Here is a 19,354-nt window from a genome sequence, read left to right as displayed (position 1 = left end):
TGTTCCCGTAAGATTTCGATCTTCTGCTGCGGGCTGTATTTTCTTCTCTGTGTGGTCATCCTTCGCCTCCTTTCGACCACCTTAGTCTACCATGCCCGTTTCTCCAATTTCATCTGAAGCAGCACATCTCCAATATGCTCGGTCTGACTCAACACGCCTTTCTGCGAGACCCTTCACTTCAGCAGTGTTTATAGCAACTTTGGAGTTATACAAGGTTTGGCTTACGAAGTAGCCAGCTACAGCCAAGCCAAGAGACAGGATGAAAAACGCTAGCAAAAGTTCGAGTCGGGAGATGCTGTTCATCTATATCCCTCCCATGTGCTTATGTCACCTAACTAGTGCTTATATAGTTTCTGTTGAAATAAGGTTTATAATGCATCTCAACCATATAGTATGCCAGCCTATAATTTCTTCATCCTCGTATATCCTTCCAATATACCTAAATCCAGTCCTTCCTGGATATCCTTTAGGGGTATTATATCGTTTCTATATAACTCCCCACCCTTGAAATCCTCACAAACTGTCCATCGGGCTGCGAACGCCCTTCCCGCCGCGATTCAGAACATGGGTGTAAATCATCGTCGTCTTGACGTCCTTGAGGCTTAGGAGCCTGTCGGAATATTATATTTTTCACTAAAATGAAGTTCACTAGCGACCATGGCCATCCACAAGAGGATCTTTAAAGCTAATGGAAGCTCCCAAGACGAAGGAGATAACTGTTTTCTATAGTTTACAAAATTTACTTTCTTTTTATATGCTGAAATTGCTATAGAGTCAAGCGAAAAAATATGGTCTTTCCCGATTTACCCGCTCTTATCATCATTTTCAGAGAGGTAATTTCAGAAGAACTCCGGAACAGGCTCGATATAGAAGATTCGAACCTTGAGTGCGTCACCAGCAATCGGCTTCTGCGATGAGATCTTTTGTAGCACGCTGGTATCGTTCAACTCCTGTGAATGGAAGGGCGAAAGTCTTATGACCACACGCCGGATTCTTGCATGGCAGATTCTCCTTGCTTTGCCAGGACACTCTACCATGTGATCCCCTCTATCAATTCCATTGGGCGAGTAAATCGGGAAAGACCAAAAATTTGTTCTTGACGGAAGGGTGTCTTCGCCGTAATTTTAAATTGAAGTTGAAAAAGCTATGATGGTTATCGGTTACACAAAGAACTCTCGCTATTATTGGTGGTGGTGTCATTCACGGATGGCGAGAGGAGGCGTGTAGAATCCGATAGCCAATTAAGTTAGAAAGACCTGCGATCCCATCCGGAAGTAAAGAGCCGGATGGGATTTTTTATTTTAGAGGGAGGAGATGATCGAGCAATTCGAAATACCGGCGGACCTGGACACACCGGTCTCTATTTATCTGAAACTTGCTGCTTTCAATCCGGTTTTCCTCCTAGAGAGCGTCGAGGGTGGGGAGTTTCTTGCTAGATACTCCTTCATCGGGCTTCAGCCACTGGAGACGATCGTTTTCAAAGATGACTGTCTTTACGTTAACGGAAAGAAAATGACAGGAAATAGCCTCTTCCATCCTCAAAACTCTGTTGATCAATCTAATCGTGAAAATTCTCCGAATCCTGTTGATTACCTAAGAAAAGTTCTCCAAAAAATTCCTGTCCCCACGGTTCCAGGCCCGAGACTCATGGGGGGTCTTGTGGGTTACATTGGCTATGATTTCATCAGATTCTTTGAGCGAATCACGTTGAGAAGCAGCAAGATCCTCCCGTATCCGGAGATGGTCTTCGTCATCCCGGAGATCCTCCTCGTCGTGGACCACGTCAAGAAGGTCATCAAAGGATACCGCATAGAGAATGGTTCTTATGGATCGATTCAGCATGAAATCCTCGCGGCACTGAACCAGCCTGTACACATTCCGCAAAGAAAATGCCGATCAACGCAGCCCTCTGGAAACAAGACGAAGGGGGAATTCATCGACATGGTCCTGAGGGCCAAGAGCCACATCAGAGCGGGGGATGCCTATCAGATCGTCGCTTCCATCAGGTTCGATGGTGAAACGGACGTTCCCCCTTTCCAGATCTACAGGGCACTTCGATTGCTGAACCCATCGCCCTACATGTATTTCCTCAATTTTAATGGGGTCATCACCATAGGCTCCTCCCCGGAAGCTCTCGTAAGACTCGAGAACAGAAAGGTTTACTTTCGTCCCATTGCTGGCACGAGACCGCGCGGCAAAACGGAAGAGGAGGACAGGAATCTGGAAGCGGAGCTTCTGAGAGATGAGAAGGAGAATGCAGAACACGTGATGCTGGTGGACCTTGCCCGCAATGATGCCGGACGTATCGCGAAAGGGGGAACGGTGAAAGTCGAGCAGTACCGCATCATCGAAAAATATTCGCACGTGCAGCACATCGTGAGCTCCGTGACGGGGATGCTCGATGACCGGTACGACATGTTCGATCTCTTTGCCGCCGCCTTCCCAGCAGGTACAGTAGCCGGTGCACCCAAGATCCGCGCCATGCAGATCATCGATGAGCTGGAAGGGGAGAGGCGCGGACCCTATGCCGGCTCCGTCGGCTTCTTCGGTAGCGGCGGCGGGATGGATCACGCAATCGCAATCAGGACTATCTGGCTCTTGAAAGGAAGATATTCCTTCCAGGCTGGTGCTGGAATCGTCGCGGACTCAATGCCAGAGAAAGAATATCAGGAGATCATTAGCAAGGGAATGGCCCTTAACCGGGCGCTGGAGATGGCCGGACAGGGGCTGTGAACAGCACAGAATGGATGAATTATCAGCACAGATGCCATGAACGTCAAAAACAGGTGATTGGAGAAGAATCATGAACGAAAAGGCATTAATCCCATCGAAGATATTCTTAATCGATAACTACGATTCCTTCACGTTCAACCTCTACCAGTATCTTCTTATCCTCGGCTCCGAAGTGAAGGTATGCCGTAACGACCGATTCACCCTCGCCGACATTGAAGCATTTCATCCCACTCACATAGTCATATCTCCCGGACCAGGAAGACCTGAGGATGCTGGCCTGAGCATAATAGTCATCGAAGAGTATGTGGGAAGGATCCCGATCCTTGGCGTCTGCCTCGGGCACCAGTGTATTGGAGTCATCTTCGGAGGAAAGGTGGATGGGGCCTCCAGCCTCATGCACGGGAAGATCTCGCGTATCTACCACGATGGAAAGACCATTTATCAGGGACTCTCTGTTCCCTTTGAGGCCGGACGATACCATTCACTCGCCATTCAGGAGGAAGGGCTTCCTTCCACACTTGAAATATCTGCTTACACAATTCATGGAGAGATCATGGGGGTCAGGGTCAAGGGAGCACCTGTGGAGGGGATCCAGTTTCATCCGGAATCCGTCCTTACTCCCTCAGGTATGCAGATACTCACGAACTTTCTCCTCCTACCCGCTGCTGATAGAAAGTAATGTGGAAGAGGGCGCACCGATTTCTCGGTGTATCCTTCCACCGTGAAGAAGGATAAAGGTTCTTGAAGTTATGGGAATTAGATTAAGAAAGGTGATTTGAATGAAAGAGTTCCTTCAGAAGCTGATGAGGGGGGAGACATTCTCGAGGGAGGAGTCCGCTCATATCTTCCTGAGACTCACCTCACCAGAGGTTTCCGATCTTCAGAAGTCAGCTTTCCTCGCGGCTCTAACCATGCGGGGAGAGACAGTCGACGAGATGGCCGGATTTGCTCTGGCAATGAGACAGGCGGCAATACATTTTCCCGGTCCCCTGCATTCGGATTCAGAATCTATAGTTGATACGTGCGGAACTGGAGGAGACGGAAGCGGTTCGTTCAACATCTCAACCGCGACGGCCCTTCTCTGCGCGGCTGCAGGGATCAGAGTGGCAAAGCATGGAAACCGCTCCGTATCAAGTAAATCAGGAAGCGCCGACGTCCTCGAAGCCCTGAAGGTGCGGATTGATCGAACGCCCGAAGATTCCTGCAGGGAACTGGAAGAGTCAGGATTCACATTCCTCTTTGCACAGAAGTATCACCAGGCAATGAAGGTCATAGCTCCAGTCAGGGGCAGCCTTGGAGTGAAGACGATCTTCAATCTCCTTGGGCCTCTCACCAACCCCGCGAGACCGGATAAGCAGCTTATTGGAACCTTCAGCGTGGATGCTGCGGAGAAGATCGCCCATGTCTGTCGCTTTATCGGCCTCAGACATGCCTTCATTGTCCACAGCGTCTCGGGATGGGACGAAGCAACCCCTGCCGATGATTTCTATATCTTCGAAGTCCGCGAAAATTCGGTGAGGAGATTGAAGAAAAGCGGCGTCGATTTCGGAATCCGGAAATGTGCGGCGGAAGAATTGAAAGGAGGGGACGCGGTACGTAACGCCGCTATCATCGAGGAGATCTTCAACGGAAAGAGGAGTCCCCAGAGGGACTCGGTCATTCTGAATAGCGCTCTCGTCTTTCTGCTAGCCGGAAAGAAGTCCGACCCAAAATCGGCAGCTTCTGCAGCCGCTCAAATCATCGACTCCGGAAAAGCAAGAGATTTGCTTGAACTGTTGCGGAAAAACAGTCTTTCCGATGCCGGCGCGAGCGGATCGAAGAATGACCAGAGGACTGATAAGTCTTGAGAAGGATGAACCATGATCGACACATTGCTCCATGAGATTGTTTCATTCAAAGAGGCGAGTCTTCACGCTTCCATGAAGATCAGGCCCGAGAAGGTGCTATTTAAGATGATCCAGCAGAACGATCCGGCACTCCCCCTGAAGCTTGACGATCGCGGCTTATCCATCATTGCAGAAATCAAGCCAGCCTCACCAGTTTTGGGAACTCTCCGTCTGGACCCACGGCCCGCTGAGCTGGCACTTTCCTACAAGGAGGGAGGGGCCTCCGCCGTATCCGTGCTGACTGAAGAGAGATTCTTCAAAGGCTCCCCCGCCATGCTCATGCAGGCGAAAGAAGCTGTCGGAATCCCGGTCATGAGAAAGGATTTCATCTTCCACCCCTATCAGGTCATCGAAAGCCGGGCCATCGCTGCGGATGGAATTTTACTGATCGTGCGCATCCTGAAAGACCATGAACTTAAGATTCTTCTCAAGATGGCCCGATCATTCGGAATGTTCGTCCTCGCCGAGGCCTTTGAGGAGATAGACATCGAGAGGATCGTGGATGCCGGAGCAGACATCATCGGGATCAATGCGCGCGATCTCAAGGATTTCTCAGTAAAATTCGAACGGCTTGCAGCTCTTTCCGAGAAGATCCCGGATGACAGAGTCAAGATCGCCGAGAGCGGCATCAGGACCATCCAGGACATCAGAGCCATCAGGGAGCTCAAGTTTCAGGGAGTACTCATTGGAGAAGCGCTCATGCGGACGGACAATCCTGCTTCGCTGATCAGAAAATTCAAAGAAGCGGGAAGAAGGTGTTAGAACTTTAAAGGTACAGACAGGAGAAAAATGGCAGTAAAGGTTAAAATTTGCGGCGTCACGAGAAAGGAAGATGCTCTTCTGGCATGCGAGATGGGCGCACATGCAATCGGTTTCGTCTTTGCCGATTCGCCGAGGAAGATTGAGCCGGAACAAGCCGCAGAAATAGCCTCCTTCCTGCCTGCCGAGGTCAAAAGTGTCGGCGTCTTCCAGGGTCGATCTCTGAGCGAGATTCTCAAGATAGCAAGAACGGTCCGGCTGAGTTCCCTCCAAATCTATGACAACCACATTCTGCAAATGCTTTCGAATCGATCCGAGAATGGCTATTCATTCAGGTCTGAAATGAAGATCATCCCCGCCTTTTTCGTAAGGAACCTATATTCCTTGAACAGGATCAAAAGGCTTGCCTTTCCAGAGGTCCTCATCGACAGGGTAAAGGATGGAGATACCGAGCCCGAGATCATCTGGAGGGCAGCAAAACTTCTGCACTACACGAAACGCGTCATCCTCGCCGGGGGGCTGAACCCTGATAACGTTCAGAAAGCCATAGCGTTTGCGCATCCACATTGCGTCGATGTTGCAAGTAGTATCGAATCTGACCCCGGCGTGAAAGACCCGAAGAAGATGCGTGAGTTTTTCAGGAAAGTGAAGGAAGCGGAGGAATATTACTGAATGAATCGAGAAATGCAGCGAAACAGAGTCGGCTATTTCGGAAAATATGGAGGGAGGTTCGTCCCCGAAACCTTGATGGAGGCTCTTATCGAACTGGAGGAACAGTTCAATTCACTCATCAGGAAAGAGAGCTTTCGTGAAACGCTGGAATCTTGTCTGAGAGACTTTGCAGGAAGACCCACTCCACTTTACTTTGCTGAAAGATTTTCTTCTCTTCTGGATGCCAGAGTCTATCTCAAAAGAGAGGATCTTCTGCATACGGGAGCTCATAAGATCAATAACACCATCGGGCAGGTGCTGCTTGCATCATTCATTGGAAAGAAGAGAATCGTCGCAGAGACGGGAGCCGGCCAGCATGGAGTTGCAGCTGCGGCGGCATGCGCACGTTTCGGCTTGCAATGCATCGTCTACATGGGTTCTCTCGACATGGAAAGGCAGGCCTCCAACGTTCACAGGATGAAGGTCCTTGGAGCCGAGGTCCGACCCGTCGATTCAGGTTCCAGAAACCTCAAGATGGCCATCAATGAAGCGATCAGAGACTGGGTGACGAATGTTGGAACAACCCATTATCTGCTCGGTTCCACCGTCGGACCGCATCCTTATCCGACAATCGTACGAACTTTTCAATCCATCATTGGAACGGAGGCGCGGAATCAGATATTGAGGAAGGAAGGGAAACTCCCCGACGCCATCATCGCCTGCGTGGGCGGTGGCTCCAATGCCATGGGCATCTTCCATCCCTTCCTCGATGATGAAGTGGAGCTTTACGGAGTCGAGGCGGGAGGAAGTGGAACGACGCCAGGCTCCAATTCGGCTACGCTGAATTTTGGAAGCCCTGGTGTCCTTCATGGCGCTCTGAGCTATCTCCTTCAAGATGAGGAAGGGCAGATCCTGGAAACGCACTCAATTGCACCGGGTCTGGATTATCCGGGAGTCGGCCCGGAGCATAGCTTCCTCAAAGACCGGGAACGAGTGCGCTATGAGACCGTCTCAGATGCAGAAGCCCTCGCCTCCTTCTACGAGCTTTCCATGCTGGAAGGAATAATCCCGGCACTGGAGTCCGCCCACGCCCTTGCTTTCGCCAGAAAATTAGCCTGCAGGTTCAAGGGGAAGATCATCTTGATCAACCTCTCCGGTCGGGGAGACAAGGATCTTGAGACCGTCATGAAGCATTCTAAGATACCATGAACATTCAACTAATGATGATTAGCAGCGTTAAAAAAATCATGAATTCATTTATAGATGAGGAATCGTGATGCATAGGACAAATCCTCATTTGGAAGAGATGTTCAAAAAACTCAGGATGAACGGGAGGAGGGCCATCGTTCCTTTTCTTACGGCGGGTTATCCTGATATCCCTCGCTTTTACAGCATCCTCCGGAGAGTCGCGAAGGTCTCCGATTGCATTGAGATCGGAGTCCCCTTTTCAGACCCGCTTGCCGATGGGAGGACGATCCAGGATGCTTCGCAAGTCGCCATCAGAGAAGGGATGACGCTACATCGTCTCATGGATGAACTGGGAGATCACTTTTCCGATATCCAGACCCCCGTCCTTCTCATGACCTACCTCAATCCCATCTTCCAATACCCGCTTGATTCTTTTTTAGACAGATGCAGGAGACTCGGTATTGCTGGAATCATTATCCCCGATCTCTCGTTCGAGGAATCTTCTACCTTCAGGGATATTCTTGCAGATTGTCGGCAAGAATGCGCAAGCGATCAGAGATCGAGGATCGAAACAGAAGACACCGTGATTCCTGTGATCCAGTTCATCAGCCCCGCGACCAGGGAGGAACGTCTGAAGAGGATAGTCTCCGTGGCGGAGGGATTCCTGTATGTAGTGAGTATCACAGGAACCACCGGAAGCAGGAACTCACTTCCGGAGGATACTCAGGATTATTTGAAACGAGTACGACAAATAACGGACAAGCCGCTCTGCCTTGGATTCGGCATCTCTGGCCCTCGGCAAATTCAAGAATACAGGGAACTGGTCGATGGATTCATTGTCGGGTCAGCCATCTTGGAACGCATCAATTCAGGAGAAGACCCCGCTGATTTCATCAACCATTTACGCAGCTACTTATAGGAGTCATAAAGATTATTCACGCTGGTCACGGAGAAGGACAGGTTCACGAATCTCTTTCCTGTGATACCGCAATCGCAATTTCCAAAGGGGAAGAAAAGGAGAACAGCCATGATGATCATCGTTTTCAAGGATAGCGTCTCTGTGAAATCTCTGGGGAAGGTCATCCAGTACATCGAAGAGCAGGGGTTGAAGGCACATGTCTCGAAGAGCGACGGGAGGACCATTCTGGGAATCATCGGGGATGAACGCAGGATCGACAAGGAACTCGTTCGAAACTTCGAAGGCGTTGAAGAGGTTTTTCCTGCAATGAAGCCATTCAAGCTCGTCAACCGCGAGTTCAAGCAGGAAGACACGGTCATCCCCGTGAGAAATCTGAAGATAGGAGGAGGGAGCTTCTCAGTCATTGCCGGTCCCTGCGCAGTCGAGTCGCGCGAGCAGATTCTCGAGATTGCAAGCTTTGTCAAGGAAGAGGGGGCTACCATCCTCCGCGGGGGAGCCTTCAAGCCGCGGACATCCCCTTACAGTTTCCAGGGACTGGGTCTCAAAGGACTTGAATATCTTGCCGAAGCGAGAGAGAAAACCGGGCTCGCCATCATCACAGAAGTAATGGGGTCAGAAGAAGTCTCCATGGTAGAGGAGTACTGCGACATCTTTCAGATCGGAGCGAGGAACATGCAGAATTACAGGCTCCTGACCGCGGTCGGGAAGACAAGAAAGCCCGTTATGCTCAAGCGGGGTCTCATGGCAACGATCGAAGAGTTCCTTCTGGCAGCGGAATACATCTACTCGGAAGGAAATCCCAACATCATCCTCTGCGAGCGCGGAATCAGAACCTTCGAAACATACACGAGGAACACTCTCGACATATCGGCCGTCCCTATCGTGAAATCGCTTTCCCATCATCCAATCTTTGTCGACCCGAGCCATGCTGCGGGAAAGAGATCGCTCGTCCCTTCCCTCTCCTGTGCCTCCGTCGCAGCGGGAGCGGACGGAATTATGGTCGAAGTCCACCCCCGGCCAGATGAGGCACTATCTGACGGGGCGCAGAGTCTCTCCTTCAAAGAGTTTTCGCAGATGATGAAGGCAATCTGCACGATCGCCCGCACCCTCGGGAAATCGTTTGCAACAAGAAATCCCTTCAGCGACTCAGCGGATAGTTCCATGCAAAAGCGCAACGTTTTTATTGGCGACGCAACATGAGCCTGAATAGCTGCTGCCCGGATTATTCTTGCATAAGAAAAATAGGCGCTATAAATTATAAAGAGAACTTTAAAACGTATGATAAAGATCTCACCCGTGACAAAATGCGAGGGGATGCTGATTCCTCCTCCTGACAAATCGATAAGTCATCGGGCTCTTCTCCTGGGAGCCGTAGCTTTCGGAAAATCAGAGATCATCAATCTCTCCAGCGCAGACGATGTTCAGACGACTCAGAAGGCTCTGATGACCCTTGGGAAAAAGATCTATGACACGAAATCATCGGTCACAATCGAGGGGAAGGGATTTTCTGAGGGGAAAGAATGCACGATCGACTGCAGGAATTCCGGAACTACGGCACGTATGATCATGGGGCTTCTTGCCCCTGAGAAAGTTTTCATCAGGATCATCGGCGATGACTCGCTGACCAACAGGCCCATGGAACGTGTCATCTCCCCTCTGAAAAGGATGGGAGCCAGCATCACTTACCTCGACCGCTTTGGCTATCTTCCCGTCAATCTGAAAGGACAGGATCTTCACGGTGTGAGATACAAACTCCCCGTGCCGAGCGCCCAGGTCAAATCCGCTCTGCTTCTTGCCGGTCTCAAGGCAAAGGGGGGCACGACTATCATCGAACCCAGGCCTACGCGTGACCACACTGAAAGGATGTTGAACATGATGGAGGCGGACATCCTGATAAAAAGGAGCGATAGCGGCAGCGAAATCAGGATCAACCCCTCTGAACTCTCTAACTTCAAGATGAAGATCCCCGGCGATTTCTCCTCAGCCGCATACTTCATGGCTCTTGCCGCTCTTTGCCCGGGGAAGGGTTTGACGATATCCGACGTGAATCTGAACCCAACCCGGCTTGGCTTCCTGGAAGCCCTTCGAGCAATGGGAATGAGCATAAGAATGGACCTGGATGATGTGACACCAGAACCTGTCGGGAAGATCTTCATCAACGGGGGAAGTTTGAACGCCGTGGTCATCGATGCCGATAAAGTCCCGTATATGATCGATGAAGTCCCTCTTCTTGCCGTCGTTGCCACGCAGGCGAAGGGCAAAACTATCATACGGGGAGCAGAGGAGCTTCGTATGAAAGAAGCGGATCGCATTGGATCATTGGTGGAGGGCCTGATCAAGATGGGTGCCAGCATCGAGGCGACTGAGGATGGATTCATCATCGAAGGCCCGACATTGTTGAAGGGAGCTACCCTCAATCCCCATGGCGATCACCGGTTGGCGATGTGCTTTACCGTCGCCGCTTCCATTGCCAATTCTGATTCGATCATCAAAAATGAAGAGTGTGTTTCAATATCTTATCCAGTCTTTTATCAGGACTTCAACCGCCTCACTCTCCTTTAGCAGTGATTTTCGAGCGTGATATAATTCGAGCGCGTTTGAAGCAATGATGAAGCCAGCGGAGAGATGTCCGAGAGGCTGAAGGAGCACGCTTGGAAAGCGTGTGTGCGGGTAACCGTACCGTGGGTTCGAATCCCACTCTCTCCGCCATTCTGAATCACAATCCGATACAACTTCCTGATCATCATTTCCTGAAAGAAAGCATTTGCTGCCATTATCGGGAGGCTTCGCATCCTTTAAAGTATCTTCCGGTAGCGACAAAAATGAGAGACGACAGCAGAGCCAGGAGGCTGGCGTAAAGGAAAGTCCCTTCGGGCGAGATTTTTTCCCATATGATCCCTGCAAGAAATCCAGTAACAATGGCGAGCAGGCCGATGGTTGTGTGGAAGGTTCCGAGGACCGTTGCGCGTAGCTCTTTCGGGGCAAGATCCGAGGCGAATGCCCGCTGATTGCCATCCACCGCTGCATTCGCAATTCCATAGAGAGGAAAGAGGAAGATAAACGCCCCAATGGAACTGAACGTAGCAAAACCTATAGAAGTCAGGGCAAAGAGCAGGTACCCGATGATCAGAGATCGCCTTCTACCAATCTTATCCGAGAGCATGCCGAAAGGGATGGCGAAGAGGGTGTAGAAAACGTTGAAGAGTACGTAAAGAAGGATCGGCCCACTGGTTGACCACTCATCACTGAATGAGCCCCTTGCTTTCAACAGGAAGAACATGTAGCTGAAATTGGCGAAAGTGAAGAGACCGGCGATGTTGAGATAGAGCTTCAGAGGAGCGGGAAGGCTCTTGAGGCTTAGTCTAAGACTGATATTCCGTTTTTCCTCTTGCGGTTCCCTTACGAACCAGAGAGGGATGACCGAGAAGAAAGCCAGCAGGGCGGCAATTAGTATGATCATCTTGAACTGCAGCCCGGAATACCAGATGAGGAAGAAAGCCACGATTGAACCAAGAATTGCGCCCGCACTGTCGAATGCCCTGTGGATGCCGAATCCCTTCCCCCTCTCCTTCGGCATTGAATCGGCAATGATGGCGTCTCTGGGTGATGTCCTCAGCCCTTTGCCAACTCTTTCCAATCCGGAAAAGATGAAGACCTGCTGCCAGACCGTCGAGACTGAGAGAAGGAGTTTGAAGAAGGCCGATGTAAGATAGCCCGATAAGACGAAGACCTTCCTCCTCCCGCTCCTGTCCGACCAGTATCCACAGAGCACTTTCAGAATGCTTGAAACGCTCTCCATGGCGCCACTGGTCAGACCGATAATGATCCCTCCCCCGCCTAGCGCGGTGATGAACATCGGCAGAATCGGAAGAATCATCTCGCTGCTGACATCGTTCAAAAAGCTCACCACACCCAGGATGACGATATTGATCCCGATTCCTTTCAGAGCATTATTCTTCATGATTCCATCCATCTATCTGTAGAACCATTCTAATCTCCGTCACTTCTTTCTCATATGAATCGCAATTATAGCGGAAATCAGAGAAATAGAAAGGATCGCCTCTGAAGCTATTCATCACCATCTTCGCCTGCATGTGGATCGACGCCATCGCCCGGCCGGATGACATCATTTTCATAAATTGGCTATTATCCTACCGAAAACTATGCCATAATCGCCGAGGAAAAATCGAGGATCAGATCACAATGGAACGATTCATGACTCCTCTGTTCCTGACAACCATTGCAGGATTATCAACGGGCGCGGGAAGCCTCGTTTCCCTCTCTTTCAAGAAGATCAACCGGAAGATTCTCTCCCTGATGATGGGATTCTCGGCTGGCGTAATGGTCTACATCTCCTTTACGGAGCTTCTCACCAAATCGATCGCGTGGATTGGATTTCTCAATGCCAATCTTGCGTTTTTCGGCGGGATGTTCGCCATCGCTCTCATCGACTTTTTGATTCCGCACGACTACATAGAAGAGATGTCCCATCGCGGAAAAGTGAGAGATGACAGGGTCCTGCTTGCCGGAATCTTCACGGCACTCGGCCTTGCCATCCACAACTTTCCCGAGGGGATGGCTGTCTTTGCCGCATCGCTAAAGGACCCGCACATCGGCATCTCCCTCACGGTCGCCATCGCTCTGCATAACATCCCCGAAGGGGTTGCCGTTGCCATGCCCATCTATTATGCTACCGGGAGCAGGAAGAAGGGATTCATCTATTCATTCCTTTCTGGTGTTGCCGAGCCTGTCGGTGCTATCATCGCGATGCTCATACTCATGCCCTATCTTAACGACACAGTGCTCAACGCCGTCCTTGCTGCCGTGGGAGGATTGATGGTCTTCATCAGCTTTGATGAGATCCTGCCCGTCACGTTCCGGGACGAGGGTTCGCATCTCGCCATTGTGGGGATCATCGGCGGCATGATCGTCATGGCTCTCAGCCTTGCCCTCTTTTAACTGTATATATCAACCCGGTGATGCCCTTCCGCTGCGGGCGGATTGTGGCGCTTGGCCCCGGCCACCCGCCAATGGCGCTTCTGCATTATTTGGGGTTGAAGATTTGTCCAGCTAATCTTTCCTCTTTAGGATGGATTTAATTTGTCGCCTGGATTCGCGTTCGCGGTGGCCGAGCTCGATGCATTTGTTGAAAGCCTCGATAGCCTCCTCTGACCTCCTCACCTTTGCAAGGGCCACTCCCATGTTGAAATAAGCTTCTCCATATTCTGGAGAGAGAGCTATGGCAGTCCTGTACTCCAGGATGGCATCTTCGTGCTTCCCGAGCTCTTCGAAAGTATTGGCAAGGTTGTAATGGATGGAGGGGATGTTGGGATTCAGTTCTATCGCCCTTTTGTACTCGTCGACTGCTTCTCCAGGGTTCCCGATTTTCTTGAGAGCGAAGGCGAGCCCAAAATGGTTCTCCACATCGTCCGGCTTTTTGCTGAGCCTTTCCCTATACAGGGCGATAGCCTTATCGTACTGAGAATCTTCGACATACTCCCATGCCAGAAAATATTCAAGATCGATATCCTCGTACCCCTCCCCTCTGATGGCAAGCGCCCTCTCAAAGGACTGAACCGCATCCGAATGCTTCCCTTTCTCAGCATAAGACCTTCCAAGCCAATAGTGGGCAAGGAAGAGATTTGGATCCAGCTCTACGGATCTCTTCAGATGCCGTATGGCATCCCTGTACTCTTTCTGCTTGAATGCCCTGTGTCCCATCAAGAGATGAGAAGCACCAGGACTTGCCGCGGCGGCGGCATCGGCCATCCGTTTCTCTTCTGATTTCTTATGCTCCTCTGCTACGGGGGATGTCTTGACTTTTATCTCTTCTGCCACTTGTTTCACCTCGGACACCTCTGGCACTTCAGGAGCCGGTGGCTTCGGCTTCTTTGCCGGCGCGCTCTTTTTGACTGCAGCCCTCTTGACTGGTTTTACCGGTAAGCCATCACCCGCCGGGCCGGCCGGCAATTTCCCATTGGAAGGCATCTTTGGCTGAGCGCTTCCAGAAGGGGGGCCCGGTTTCGAGATCATTTTTTTCTCCGCTGTCTCTGACTGTAAGGTTTCCTTTCCAGGCGATGAGGCTACTCTTTCCTCTTTTTTGGAGCATGATAATGGAGAGGCTATCATGCATAGAAGGAGCAGGACGGCACTAGAGCAGGCTGAAAATCGGAGAAACGAGTCATTCACTGCACTGGCAAGATCTCTGGAGGCAAATTTTTTCTTCTTCTGAATCATTCAATGTATTATACATTTCTTTTCATCCTTTTAAAGCCACGCCATCATTCTGCAAGAGAATCTCCTCAATTTTCGTTCCTAAACTATTGTAGCTTTAATCAACGCTTTCTCATGACTTGTTATTTTAGGGAAGAATTGAGATAATTCTTGAACCTGAAGATTATGGGGCTTGAGTCCTGCGCAATTCACCCCTGTGAACCCCGTCAGGCCCGGAAGGGAGCAGCGGTAAACAGGAGAGTGGATGTGCCGCAAGGAATCTTGGGCCCCATCATGAGATTGATATCTCACACTGGTTGCACGAAAAAGGCTCGCTTGCCATTCGTTAAATACGGGACCAATGTGAATTGATAGAAAATGGGGAGGTAATAGAGTGTATCAGGTGCTGGCGAGGAAATGGAGGCCGCAGCGATTCGAGGATGTCATCGGTCAGGACCACGTGGTTGCCACTCTCCAGAATGCCCTGAAAAGCGGGAAGATCGGTCATGCCTATCTCTTCTCGGGGCCCAGGGGAAGCGGAAAGACTACTGTAGCCCGTCTCCTCGCGAAAGCCCTGAACTGCGAGAAGGGACCAACGCCGGCGCCTTGCAATAGTTGCACAATGTGTAAAGAGATCAGAGAGGGACATTCGCTGGATGTTATTGAGATCGACGCCGCCTCAAATCGAGGGATCGACGAGATCCGGGAACTGCGGGAAGAGGTCAGGTATGCCCCTGCAAGAGGGCGATTCAAGGTCTTCATCATCGATGAAGTACACATGCTGACCGTTCATGCCTTCAATGCCCTCCTCAAGACGCTCGAAGAGCCTCCCTCTTTCATCGTCTTCATCATGGCTACTACAGAGAAGAAGAAGGTACTGCCCACGATCGTCTCGCGCTGTCAGCCCTTTGACTTCAGGAAGATCTCCCACCAGACAGTCGTTCAGGAGATCAAGCGGATCGCCGGAGAAGAAGACCTGAAGATAAACGAGGAAGGAATCAACACGATCGTAGGATACTGCGACGGTTCCATGAGGGATGCCCTCTCGACGCTCGACAAGCTAATCTCCTTCTGCGGGAAGAATATCCAGGAAGACCAGATCAAGACAGTCCTCGGCTTTGCCGATCGCGAACTCATCGAAGAGTTCATAGGAGCGATCGCTGCAAGCGACGTGGAGAAGGTTCTCAAGCTAACGGCGAAGATCCAAGAACAGGGCCAGGACATGATGATATTCTTCTTCGAGCTCCTGTCGTACTACCGGAACCTCATCCTCGTGAAATCCGTTGAGAACGTCGATGAGATAACCTTCATTCCCGAAGATGAGCTCAAGAAACTGAACGAATTCGCGCAATCCTTCTCGCTGGAGGACCTCCTGCGGATCTTCCAGATCCTGATCGATTCCGAGGAGAAGCTGAAGAAGTCCACATATCCCAGGTACATCTTCGAAGCCACCTCCGTGAAGCTCGCTTCACTGGTTCACCTTGAACCGATCGAGAATCTCATCAGGAGCCTGAGAGGGGAGAGTGTGAGAACGGACAGGCCGGACGAAAAAGTCGTGCGGAAAGCCAGCGCAACCACTGGAGAACCACGGGGGGCAAGAAACGCAGAGGCAGAATCGCAAATTGGCATCGAAACAAGCGACTTGCGAGCAACAGGCGAGCAGCGAAGATCAGGAAGCCCGGGAACAACAGCAGGAACAAGGGGAGTAAGAGAACAGCAAGCAACAGTAAGAGTTGGAGAAGATGAGAAGATACTGATCACGTCAATCACTCCCTTTGAAAAGATGGAGGAGGATGATAGGAAGCCCGAACGGCCCGCCGATATCACCGAGGTCATCATCGAAAAAGTCAAAAGCGCCAAACCTTTTCTGAACTTGCTGCTCGGCAACGCCCATCTGAAGATATCCGGCAGAGTCCTGGAGATATATTTCACCGAGCTCTCCCCTATCTTCCAGGAGAGACTGGAAGATAAGGATACGATCGCTCTGATCGAACGGATCTCTTCTGAGGTTTACGGGGAAAGGTTGAGAGTGAAGTTTTTAGCTCCGCAAAAAGAGAAAGCTATCGCGGAAGAAAGACCCGAGGCAAAGGAGCAGGCGAAGAGGAAGGTCCTCTTCAAGGAGGTCTCCAAGGAACCGCTCGTCCAGAAGTTCATTGAGCAGTTCGACGCTACAATAACCGACATCAAAGAGCTGAAGCTTATGAAAGAGGTCGACAATGGTAAATCTAAGTAATATCCAGAAGATGATGAAAGAGGCTCAGAAGATGCAGGAGAAGCTTACCCAGGAGTTAGAGGAAATCGAAGAGGAAGCCTCTGTTGGCGGCGGGATGGTCACGATCAGGATGAATGGCCACAAGAAGGTCCTTTCCATTACGATCAATAAAGAGGTCATCAACCCCGATGACCCGGAGATGCTGCAAGACCTGATCCTCTCGGCCTTCAACGAAACCGATAGGAAGGTGCAGGAGAAGATTCATGAGAAGCTCGGCGGGCTCACCAGAGGACTCGGCATCCCGGGTCTCCCAGGCATCCCCGGCTTCTTCTAAATATTCTTCCCCTCACCGAAAGTTGAACACCCTGACACAGAAACGCCGGACTGCGCTTTTCCTCAAAATCTCTTTTCCATCCACCAACAAATAAGTTATTATTAATTATCGATAATTATATATAATATTTCGAAATAAAATTATTAATTATTAAAAAATTTTTCTTGACAAACAATGTTTTATTGAGTATATTATGATCGGAAGCTAAATATTGAAAATTATGGAGGTGCAACATGAATAAAACCAATGAGAAAAGAATCGAAAAAAGGCTTAAAAGTATCAAGAGAGGAGCTTACTGGTTTGGAGTTATTGGAAGGCTTTCCATCTTTTTTGGCATGCTTTATTTCATCTATGGTACGCTTAAAATAGTTACTACTTATATTCCATTGGAAGATTGGAAAGGACAAGGTCTTGAGCCTCTCTTAAAATCCATTTACACACTGATCTATGGGTGGTTATTCCTCTTTGCCCGTGATGCATTTGAAGCGATTGAACAAATCTTCAAAGAGATGGAGGATATTGTCTGATGCCAATTATTGTCAATTTAGATGTGGAGATGGCTAAAAAGAAGATCCGATTGAACGAGCTGGCTGAACAAATCGGGATTACTCAGGCTAATTTATCGAAATTAAAAACTGGCAAAGTAAAAGCGATACGTTTTTCAACTCTGGAAGCTCTCTGCAAAACCCTTTCATGCAAACCGGGTGATATCCTCGATTACATTGAAAAACCTGAAAGTCGAGAATAGTCATCTTGCTTCACAACGTTCACCGGCATTGAAAAAGAATCAGGAGAGCCAGCACACGAATTCTGTTTGTAGTATCTCAAAATTGAGTTAGAATTTAAATACTGGAAGGCTTGATTAAGAAATATGGTTGAAGAACCGATCAGGAAATTTGTTGAGGAGATCGTGAAGCTTCCCGGGATCGGGAAGAAGACGGCGATGAGGCTAGCCTTTCACATTCTGAAGATGCCTGCTGAAGAGGTCAAGGCACTCTCCAGCGCCATCGCCGATCTAAAGGATAAAATCCGGTTCTGCTCCTCCTGTTTCAACATCACCGATTCCGAACTTTGCAGGATCTGCTCCGATCCTGGAAGAGACAGGAAGACGATCTGCGTCGTCGAAGAACCGAGCAACATACTTCCCATCGAGCAGAGCGGTCATTATAAAGGGCTTTATCACGTCCTGATGGGCTCCATCTCTCCCATCCAGGGGATAGGCCCGGAAGATCTCAAGGTGAGGGAACTCATCAAACGGTTGAAAGGCGGGGAAGTTTCGGAGGTCATCATCGCAACTAACCCTAACGTGGAAGGAGAAGCCACATCCGTCTACCTCTCCAAGTTGATCAAGCCGCTGGGACCAAAGGTGAGCAGGATCGCTGTAGGACTTCCCGTTGGGAGCGACCTGGAATACATCGACGAAGTAACCATGTCCAAAGCCCTCGATGGGCGCCGCGATCTTTGAAATATTTTTCAAGCATTTGACATAATCACCTATCTTTAATAAAATTCTTTGCTTTAAAAGGACAAGTGGGGAGTCTCCTATGTTTGCGGTGATCAGTACCGGCGGAAAGCAGTATAAAGTCAAAAAAGGCGATATCATCGAGGTCGAAAAGCTAAATGCCAACGAGGGAGATGCAGTCGAGTTCGATAACGTTCTCATGATAAAAGATAAATCCAGGGTGATGATAGGAAAGCCTATTCTTCAAGGGGCGAAGGTCAGCGGGGTCGTCATGGATCAGAAGAAAGGGAAGAAGATCATCGTCTTCAAGAAGAAGAGAAAAAAACAATACCGCAGGACGAAAGGGCACAGGCAGCTCTTAACAAGCGTGAAAATTGAAGATATAATATCAATAGAGTAGGTTTTTCGGAAAAAGTATAATAAATTTTAACATACCATGACTTTTTGGAATGAATTTTACCAGAGGTTGATTTATGGCTCATAAAAAGGCAGGCGGAAGTTCAAGGAACGGACGCGACAGCAATTCCCAGAGACTCGGCGTGAAGCGATTCGGCGGGCAATTCGTGACCGGCGGCTGCATTATCGTTCGCCAGAGGGGAACCATCCTGAAACCCGGCAAGAATGTCGGCAGGGGCAAAGACGACACCCTCTTCTCCATGATCGACGGGGTTGTAAAGTTCGAGGATAAAGGGAGAATGGGAAGATTCGTCAGCGTGTATCCCGTTGCCTGATCGGCACATTCTCAAGACAGCCCATTACCATCCAAACAACATCATTGACTGAACCAGTGGCTTTCAATGCTTATGTGACCCGTATTTTCTACCAGTCTTCTTCATATAAAAAGTTTACTTTTAAGGCTTTAAAAGAATGTTTCTTTGAATGAACGAGTTCATATAAAATTTATCGAGATGTTTATTGACCATGCCAAGATCTACGTGAAGGGGGGAAGAGGCGGAAACGGATGCATCAGTTTCAGGAAGGAGAAGTATGTACCGAG

The 19,354-nt window shown here is 49.8% G+C and carries 21 protein-coding genes, 1 tRNA gene and 1 other RNA gene; 20 read left to right on the top strand and 3 right to left on the bottom strand.

Translation table 11 applies throughout. The annotated features are described in order from the left end of the window. Positions 1–839 precede the first annotated feature (839 nt). Complete coding sequence (locus tag AB1756_01300; protein MEW5805984.1) at positions 840–1,037, bottom strand: hypothetical protein; 198 nt, start codon at positions 1,035–1,037, stop codon at positions 840–842. 277 nt (positions 1,038–1,314) lie between these two features. Between AB1756_01300 and AB1756_01295 the strand changes: the two genes are divergently transcribed. The 10 genes from AB1756_01295 (at position 1,315) to AB1756_01250 (ending at position 10,845) form a co-directional block, all read left to right on the top strand. Further along, positions 1,315–2,733 (top strand): chorismate-binding protein, encoded by a 1,419-nt coding sequence (locus tag AB1756_01295; GenBank protein ID MEW5805983.1) that lies wholly within the window; start codon positions 1,315–1,317, stop codon positions 2,731–2,733. Positions 2,734–2,803: 70 nt separating this feature from the next. After that, positions 2,804–3,412 (top strand): aminodeoxychorismate/anthranilate synthase component II, encoded by a 609-nt coding sequence (locus AB1756_01290; protein MEW5805982.1) that lies wholly within the window; start codon positions 2,804–2,806, stop codon positions 3,410–3,412. Between the two features lie 100 nt (positions 3,413–3,512). After that, positions 3,513–4,580 (top strand): anthranilate phosphoribosyltransferase, encoded by a 1,068-nt coding sequence (gene trpD, locus AB1756_01285; GenBank protein MEW5805981.1) that lies wholly within the window; start codon positions 3,513–3,515, stop codon positions 4,578–4,580. 12 nt (positions 4,581–4,592) lie between these two features. Then, positions 4,593–5,381: an indole-3-glycerol phosphate synthase TrpC gene (locus tag AB1756_01280; protein MEW5805980.1), complete on the top strand. Its 789-nt coding sequence runs from the start codon at positions 4,593–4,595 to the stop codon at positions 5,379–5,381. 27 nt (positions 5,382–5,408) lie between these two features. Further along, positions 5,409–6,050 carry a phosphoribosylanthranilate isomerase gene (locus AB1756_01275; GenBank protein MEW5805979.1) on the top strand — a complete coding sequence of 214 codons (642 nt, stop codon included), beginning with the start codon at positions 5,409–5,411 and terminating at the stop codon, positions 6,048–6,050. A gap of 12 nt (positions 6,051–6,062) precedes the next feature. Continuing rightward, entirely contained in the window at positions 6,063–7,238 is a 1,176-nt protein-coding gene (gene trpB, locus AB1756_01270; protein ID MEW5805978.1) for a tryptophan synthase subunit beta, read from the top strand. Between the two features lie 97 nt (positions 7,239–7,335). Then, positions 7,336–8,136: a tryptophan synthase subunit alpha gene (gene trpA / locus AB1756_01265; GenBank protein ID MEW5805977.1), complete on the top strand. Its 801-nt coding sequence runs from the start codon at positions 7,336–7,338 to the stop codon at positions 8,134–8,136. Positions 8,137–8,247: 111 nt separating this feature from the next. Then, positions 8,248–9,336, top strand: a complete 1,089-nt coding sequence (gene aroF / locus AB1756_01260) for a 3-deoxy-7-phosphoheptulonate synthase (GenBank protein ID MEW5805976.1) — start codon at positions 8,248–8,250, stop codon at positions 9,334–9,336. A 78-nt stretch (positions 9,337–9,414) separates the two neighbouring features. Then, positions 9,415–10,698 carry a 3-phosphoshikimate 1-carboxyvinyltransferase gene (aroA, locus tag AB1756_01255; protein MEW5805975.1) on the top strand — a complete coding sequence of 428 codons (1,284 nt, stop codon included), beginning with the start codon at positions 9,415–9,417 and terminating at the stop codon, positions 10,696–10,698. A 57-nt stretch (positions 10,699–10,755) separates the two neighbouring features. Then, a tRNA-Ser gene (locus tag AB1756_01250) sits at positions 10,756–10,845 on the top strand. A gap of 64 nt (positions 10,846–10,909) precedes the next feature. On the opposite strand, the gene AB1756_01245 is transcribed toward AB1756_01250, so the two are convergent. After that, complete coding sequence (locus AB1756_01245) at positions 10,910–12,097, bottom strand: MFS transporter (GenBank protein ID MEW5805974.1); 1,188 nt, start codon at positions 12,095–12,097, stop codon at positions 10,910–10,912. A 242-nt stretch (positions 12,098–12,339) separates the two neighbouring features. Here AB1756_01245 and zupT point away from each other — a divergent pair, with 242 nt between their 5' ends. Next, positions 12,340–13,095 carry a zinc transporter ZupT gene (gene zupT, locus AB1756_01240; GenBank protein MEW5805973.1) on the top strand — a complete coding sequence of 252 codons (756 nt, stop codon included), beginning with the start codon at positions 12,340–12,342 and terminating at the stop codon, positions 13,093–13,095. 111 nt (positions 13,096–13,206) lie between these two features. On the opposite strand, the gene AB1756_01235 is transcribed toward zupT, so the two are convergent. Further along, positions 13,207–14,169 carry a tetratricopeptide repeat protein gene (locus tag AB1756_01235; GenBank protein MEW5805972.1) on the bottom strand — a complete coding sequence of 321 codons (963 nt, stop codon included), beginning with the start codon at positions 14,167–14,169 and terminating at the stop codon, positions 13,207–13,209. Between the two features lie 371 nt (positions 14,170–14,540). On the opposite strand from AB1756_01235, the gene ffs reads away from it, so the two are divergent. The 9 genes from ffs to AB1756_01190 all read left to right on the top strand — a co-directional run. After that, positions 14,541–14,640: signal recognition particle sRNA small type (ffs, locus tag AB1756_01230), an RNA gene on the top strand. Positions 14,641–14,743: 103 nt separating this feature from the next. Beyond that, a complete protein-coding gene (gene dnaX, locus AB1756_01225; GenBank protein ID MEW5805971.1) occupies positions 14,744–16,582 on the top strand; it encodes a DNA polymerase III subunit gamma/tau in 1,839 nt (612 codons plus the stop codon). Continuing rightward, positions 16,566–16,895, top strand: a complete 330-nt coding sequence (locus AB1756_01220; GenBank protein MEW5805970.1) for a YbaB/EbfC family nucleoid-associated protein — start codon at positions 16,566–16,568, stop codon at positions 16,893–16,895. Before dnaX ends, AB1756_01220 begins: the two co-directional genes overlap by 17 nt. 233 nt (positions 16,896–17,128) lie before the next feature. Further along, a complete protein-coding gene (locus AB1756_01215; protein ID MEW5805969.1) occupies positions 17,129–17,422 on the top strand; it encodes a hypothetical protein in 294 nt (97 codons plus the stop codon). Continuing rightward, complete coding sequence (locus AB1756_01210; protein ID MEW5805968.1) at positions 17,422–17,643, top strand: helix-turn-helix transcriptional regulator; 222 nt, start codon at positions 17,422–17,424, stop codon at positions 17,641–17,643. The genes AB1756_01215 and AB1756_01210 overlap by 1 nt, the downstream gene beginning before the upstream one ends. Positions 17,644–17,766: 123 nt before the next feature. Continuing rightward, positions 17,767–18,360 (top strand): recombination mediator RecR, encoded by a 594-nt coding sequence (gene recR, locus AB1756_01205; protein ID MEW5805967.1) that lies wholly within the window; start codon positions 17,767–17,769, stop codon positions 18,358–18,360. Between the two features lie 79 nt (positions 18,361–18,439). Then, positions 18,440–18,757 carry a 50S ribosomal protein L21 gene (rplU, locus tag AB1756_01200; protein MEW5805966.1) on the top strand — a complete coding sequence of 106 codons (318 nt, stop codon included), beginning with the start codon at positions 18,440–18,442 and terminating at the stop codon, positions 18,755–18,757. Between the two features lie 73 nt (positions 18,758–18,830). Beyond that, positions 18,831–19,088: a 50S ribosomal protein L27 gene (rpmA, locus tag AB1756_01195; GenBank protein MEW5805965.1), complete on the top strand. Its 258-nt coding sequence runs from the start codon at positions 18,831–18,833 to the stop codon at positions 19,086–19,088. A 177-nt stretch (positions 19,089–19,265) separates the two neighbouring features. Next, positions 19,266–19,354: hypothetical protein (locus AB1756_01190; protein MEW5805964.1), on the top strand; the 89-nt coding region annotated here is incomplete at its 3' end.

It is taken from the genome of Acidobacteriota bacterium (assembly GCA_040752675.1).
In the GTDB taxonomy this organism is placed as follows: Bacteria; Acidobacteriota; Polarisedimenticolia; order JBFMGF01; family JBFMGF01; genus JBFMGF01.
The sequence above is the reverse complement of the archived record's forward strand: the minus strand, read 5'-3'. Positions and strand labels throughout refer to the sequence as shown.

Coding starts and splice junctions, on each gene's coding strand:
- AB1756_01300 (MEW5805984.1), bottom strand. CDS start 1,037: ATGGTAGAGTGTCCTGGCAAAGCAAGGAGAATCTGCCATGCAAGAATC.
- AB1756_01295 (MEW5805983.1), top strand. CDS start 1,315: ATGATCGAGCAATTCGAAATACCGGCGGACCTGGACACACCGGTCTCT.
- AB1756_01290 (MEW5805982.1), top strand. CDS start 2,804: ATGAACGAAAAGGCATTAATCCCATCGAAGATATTCTTAATCGATAAC.
- trpD (MEW5805981.1), top strand. CDS start 3,513: ATGAAAGAGTTCCTTCAGAAGCTGATGAGGGGGGAGACATTCTCGAGG.
- AB1756_01280 (MEW5805980.1), top strand. CDS start 4,593: ATGATCGACACATTGCTCCATGAGATTGTTTCATTCAAAGAGGCGAGT.
- AB1756_01275 (MEW5805979.1), top strand. CDS start 5,409: ATGGCAGTAAAGGTTAAAATTTGCGGCGTCACGAGAAAGGAAGATGCT.
- trpB (MEW5805978.1), top strand. CDS start 6,063: ATGCAGCGAAACAGAGTCGGCTATTTCGGAAAATATGGAGGGAGGTTC.
- trpA (MEW5805977.1), top strand. CDS start 7,336: ATGTTCAAAAAACTCAGGATGAACGGGAGGAGGGCCATCGTTCCTTTT.
- aroF (MEW5805976.1), top strand. CDS start 8,248: ATGATCATCGTTTTCAAGGATAGCGTCTCTGTGAAATCTCTGGGGAAG.
- aroA (MEW5805975.1), top strand. CDS start 9,415: ATGATAAAGATCTCACCCGTGACAAAATGCGAGGGGATGCTGATTCCT.
- AB1756_01245 (MEW5805974.1), bottom strand. CDS start 12,097: ATGAAGAATAATGCTCTGAAAGGAATCGGGATCAATATCGTCATCCTG.
- zupT (MEW5805973.1), top strand. CDS start 12,340: ATGGAACGATTCATGACTCCTCTGTTCCTGACAACCATTGCAGGATTA.
- AB1756_01235 (MEW5805972.1), bottom strand. CDS start 14,169: ATGATCTCGAAACCGGGCCCCCCTTCTGGAAGCGCTCAGCCAAAGATG.
- AB1756_01220 (MEW5805970.1), top strand. CDS start 16,566: ATGGTAAATCTAAGTAATATCCAGAAGATGATGAAAGAGGCTCAGAAG.
- AB1756_01215 (MEW5805969.1), top strand. CDS start 17,129: ATGAATAAAACCAATGAGAAAAGAATCGAAAAAAGGCTTAAAAGTATC.
- AB1756_01210 (MEW5805968.1), top strand. CDS start 17,422: ATGCCAATTATTGTCAATTTAGATGTGGAGATGGCTAAAAAGAAGATC.
- recR (MEW5805967.1), top strand. CDS start 17,767: ATGGTTGAAGAACCGATCAGGAAATTTGTTGAGGAGATCGTGAAGCTT.
- rplU (MEW5805966.1), top strand. CDS start 18,440: ATGTTTGCGGTGATCAGTACCGGCGGAAAGCAGTATAAAGTCAAAAAA.
- rpmA (MEW5805965.1), top strand. CDS start 18,831: ATGGCTCATAAAAAGGCAGGCGGAAGTTCAAGGAACGGACGCGACAGC.